Annotated in this window: 4 protein-coding genes; 2 read left to right on the top strand and 2 right to left on the bottom strand. The window is 72.1% G+C overall.

What is annotated here, in order from left to right:
• A partial coding sequence (locus ACWF94_RS36960) for a hypothetical protein (protein WP_453499048.1) occupies positions 1 to 185 on the bottom strand: 185 nt, incomplete at its 3' end.
• A 671-nt stretch (positions 186 to 856) separates the two neighbouring features.
• Here ACWF94_RS36960 and ACWF94_RS36955 point away from each other — a divergent pair.
• Complete coding sequence (locus ACWF94_RS36955) at positions 857 to 1651, top strand: LuxR C-terminal-related transcriptional regulator (RefSeq protein WP_453499046.1); 795 nt, start codon at positions 857 to 859, stop codon at positions 1649 to 1651.
• On the opposite strand, the gene tamR is transcribed toward ACWF94_RS36955, so the two are convergent.
• Positions 1610 to 2107, bottom strand: coding sequence for a MarR family transcriptional regulator TamR (tamR, locus tag ACWF94_RS36950; RefSeq protein WP_453499044.1), 498 nt, complete (start codon positions 2105 to 2107; stop codon positions 1610 to 1612). The genes ACWF94_RS36955 and tamR overlap by 42 nt on opposite strands.
• Before the next feature lie 117 nt (positions 2108 to 2224).
• Between tamR and ACWF94_RS36945 the strand changes: the two genes are divergently transcribed.
• A complete protein-coding gene (locus ACWF94_RS36945) occupies positions 2225 to 3163 on the top strand; it encodes a methyltransferase domain-containing protein (protein WP_453499042.1) in 939 nt (312 codons plus the stop codon).
• Positions 3164 to 3332: the final 169 nt, after the last annotated feature.

Here is a 3332-nt window from a genome sequence, read left to right as displayed (position 1 = left end):
GCCGAGGTGAAGGTCTCCAGCGCGGGCACGGGATGGACGAGGTCTCCGAGATGGACGACGAAGTCCGGCGCCAGGCGGTTCAGCTCCGCGACAGCACGCCGGGACCGCTCATTGGCCAGGCGATTGCTCGCCCACGGCGAAGACGAGCGGTCGTCACCCGGATTGACATGCGAATCCGCAATCACAGCGAAAGTGAAAAGCAGGTCTTCGGGCGCACGGTCACGCGAAATCGGACTGGTCATTAATGTCCCTGCCTCAACTCGTCTGGTGTGTGCGCACAGCAAACTGCCGAGCACCTCAGAGGGTCAACACGGAATTTCCTATGGCCACTCATAGGCCGAATCAATGGATCGCCTTTGGACGCGGATTCATGAGGGGAGCCACGGCCGCGGCGAGTGCTGGCACAGGGGCGGCCGGAGTCCGGGGCCGCCGCGCCAGCGTCCGGGGCCGCGGGTCCCCTCGCCGCGCAGCCGTGCAGCCATGCAGCCGCGTCGGGGCGTCGGGGCGTCGGGGCGTCGGGGCGTCGGGGCGTCGGGGCGTCGGCCGATGGTCACACAGATGCACTTCAGCGTCGCGGAACGGCGTCGATCTCTGTCGACTTCCGTCTCAATACAGAACATCCGGCTCAGGGTGCACAACCTGGGCCATCAGTTCTGCAAATAGCCTTCCGCTCCCCGCCGCCGCCCGTACTCTGATGCTCAGCGCCGGTGGGGGCCGGTGTTGATCAGGGGGCGGGACGTTCGGGTACGACGCTCGGGGTGGGGTATCAGTCTCAGCACGGCGTCGGCCGGGCGAACGCTGGAGCCATCCGGGTGCCGTGCCTGTGCCGAGCCGTCCTCCGACCCAGGGGGTGTCTGTGGTCCGTATTCGGGTCCTGGTGGTGGACGACCACCGAATTTTCGCCGAGTCACTGGCCGCGGCACTCGCGGCCGAGCCCGATGTCGATGTCGCCGCGGCAGGCAGCGGGCCCGCGGCCCTGCGCTGCCTTGAGCGGGCGTCGGCCGAGGGCCGGGGGTTCGATGTGATGCTCGTCGACGCCGATCTCGGCACCGGGCAGAGCGGTGGCGCCCGCGCGCCCGTCGCCCGCGCGGTGTCCGACGACGGGGACGACGGACTGGTCGACGGGATCTCGCTGGTCGCGGGTGTCCGCGCCGGGCCCCGTCCGCCCGGATCCCAGGGAACCGTCCGTACGGTCGTCCTCGCCGAGAAGGACGACCCCCGGCGGGCCGCCCTCGCGCTTCAGGCGGGTGCGTCCGGCTGGGTCGCCAAGGACTGCTCGCTGCAACGGCTGCTCGCCGTCATCCGGGGGGTGCTGCGGGACGAGACCCATCTGCCGCCCGCCCTGCTCACCGGAGTGCTGCGCGAGCTGACGGCCGCCCGTAAGCACCGTACGGAGAGCGAGCGGCTGGTGGAGTCGCTGACCCCGCGCGAGCGCGAGGTGCTGCGGTGCATGGTCGCGGGTCTTGGGCGCAAGGCGGTGGCCGAGCGGCTCTTCCTGTCGCCGCACACCGTCCGCACCCATATGCAGAACGTCCTGGGCAAGCTCGGGGTGCACTCCACGCTCGCGGCCGTCGCCCTCGCCCGGCGGGCCGGGGTCGGCCCGGTCGACCTAGCCGGGGATGTTGTCGAACGGGGCGGTCAGCTGGCGTAGCAGCGCCGCCAGCTCCGCCCGCTGGGCCCGCGACAGCTCGCCGAGGATCGCCCGCTCCTGGGCGAGCAGCCCGGCCAGCGCCTGATCGGCGCGGTCCCGGCCCTCGGCGGTCAGCCGCACCAGCACCCCGCGCCGGTCACTGGGGTCGGGCAGCCGCTCCACCAGGCCCTTCTTGGCGAGCCTGTCGATGCGGTTGGTCATCGTGCCCGAGGTGACCAGCGTCTGGGTGAGCAACTGGCCGGGGGAGAGCTGATACGGGTCCCCCGCGCGGCGCAGTGAGGTCAGGACGTCGAACTCCCACGGTTCGAGGCTGTGCTCGGAGAACGCGAGCCGCCGCGCCCGGTCGAGATGACGCGCCAGCCTGGATACGCGGCTGAGCACCTCAAGCGGTTCCACGTCGAGGTCAGGGCGCTCACGGCGCCATGCCGCCACCAGTCGATCGACCTCGTCCTCCATGACGATCAGTGTAGAGGGTCCCTCGATATGAAGTCTCTTGACGTCAAGATAGTATGGGTTGGACGATGCCGGTCCGATGCCGGTGCGTCATCCCCTCCAGCGAGAGGCTCTGTCGTCATGCACGCCGAACCGATCTGGGACCCGGGCCAGTACCTCCGCCACGCCGGGCACCGCACCCGGCCCTTCCTGGACCTGCTCGCCCGGATTCCCGACCTGCCCGCCGGCGGCTCCCGACCCGCCCGTGTTCCCGCACCGCCCGCGGGGGACCCCCGGCCCGCCCGTGTTCCCGCACCGCCCGCCAGCGGCTCCCGGCCCGCCCGTGTTCCCGCACCGCCCGCCAGCGGCTCCCGGCCCGCCCGGATCGCGGACCTCGGCTGCGGCGCGGGCAATGTCACCGCGCTGCTCGCCGCCCGCTGGCCCGACGCCGTGATCACCGGCTTCGACAGCTCACCCGACATGCTCGCCCGCGCGGAGAAGGAGCACGCGGGCCCCACCCCCGGCGGCGGACTCCTCCGCTTCCGCCCCGCCGACGCCACCCACTGGACGCCGGAGACCCCCTACGACCTCATCGTCTCCAACGCCGCCCTGCACTGGGTGCCCGGCCACGCCGACTCCTTCCCCCGCTGGCTCGACGGCCTCACCCCCGGCGGCACCTTCGCCTTCCAGGTCCCCGGCAACCACCACGCCCCCAGCCACACCCTCCTCGCCGAACTGTGCGCGTCCCCGCGCTGGCGGGACCGCCTCGCGGGCGCCCGGGAGCGTACGGCCGTCCTGGAGCCGTCCGATTACCTCGCCCGCCTGGTCACCCTCGGCTGCGACACCGACGTATGGGAGACCACCTACCTCCAGCTCCTCACCGGAGAGGACCCCGTACTGGAGTGGATGAAGGGCACCACACTGCGACCCGTCCTCACGGTCCTGGGGGACGACTCGGCCGCGCGGGACGCCTTCCTCGCGGAGTACGGCGAACTGCTGCGGTCGGCGTACCCGCCGGGGGCGCACGGCGTCGTCTTCCCCTTCCGCCGCGTCTTTGCTGTCGCCCACCGCCCCACGTGACGGCCCGGGCCCTTGCCGGGGCTCCGCCCCGAACCCCGCTCCTCAATCGCCGGAGAGGCTGGATTGGCCCGCCCCAGGAGCGGAATGTGCGGGAAGCGTGTCGCCCAGGCTGCGCGGAGGCCCGAGATATCAAGCCCCGCCGGCGATTGAGGCGCGGGGTCTGGGGCGG

This window comes from Streptomyces sp. NPDC055078 (assembly GCF_053607985.1).
This window is presented reverse-complemented; position numbering and strand designations above follow the sequence as displayed.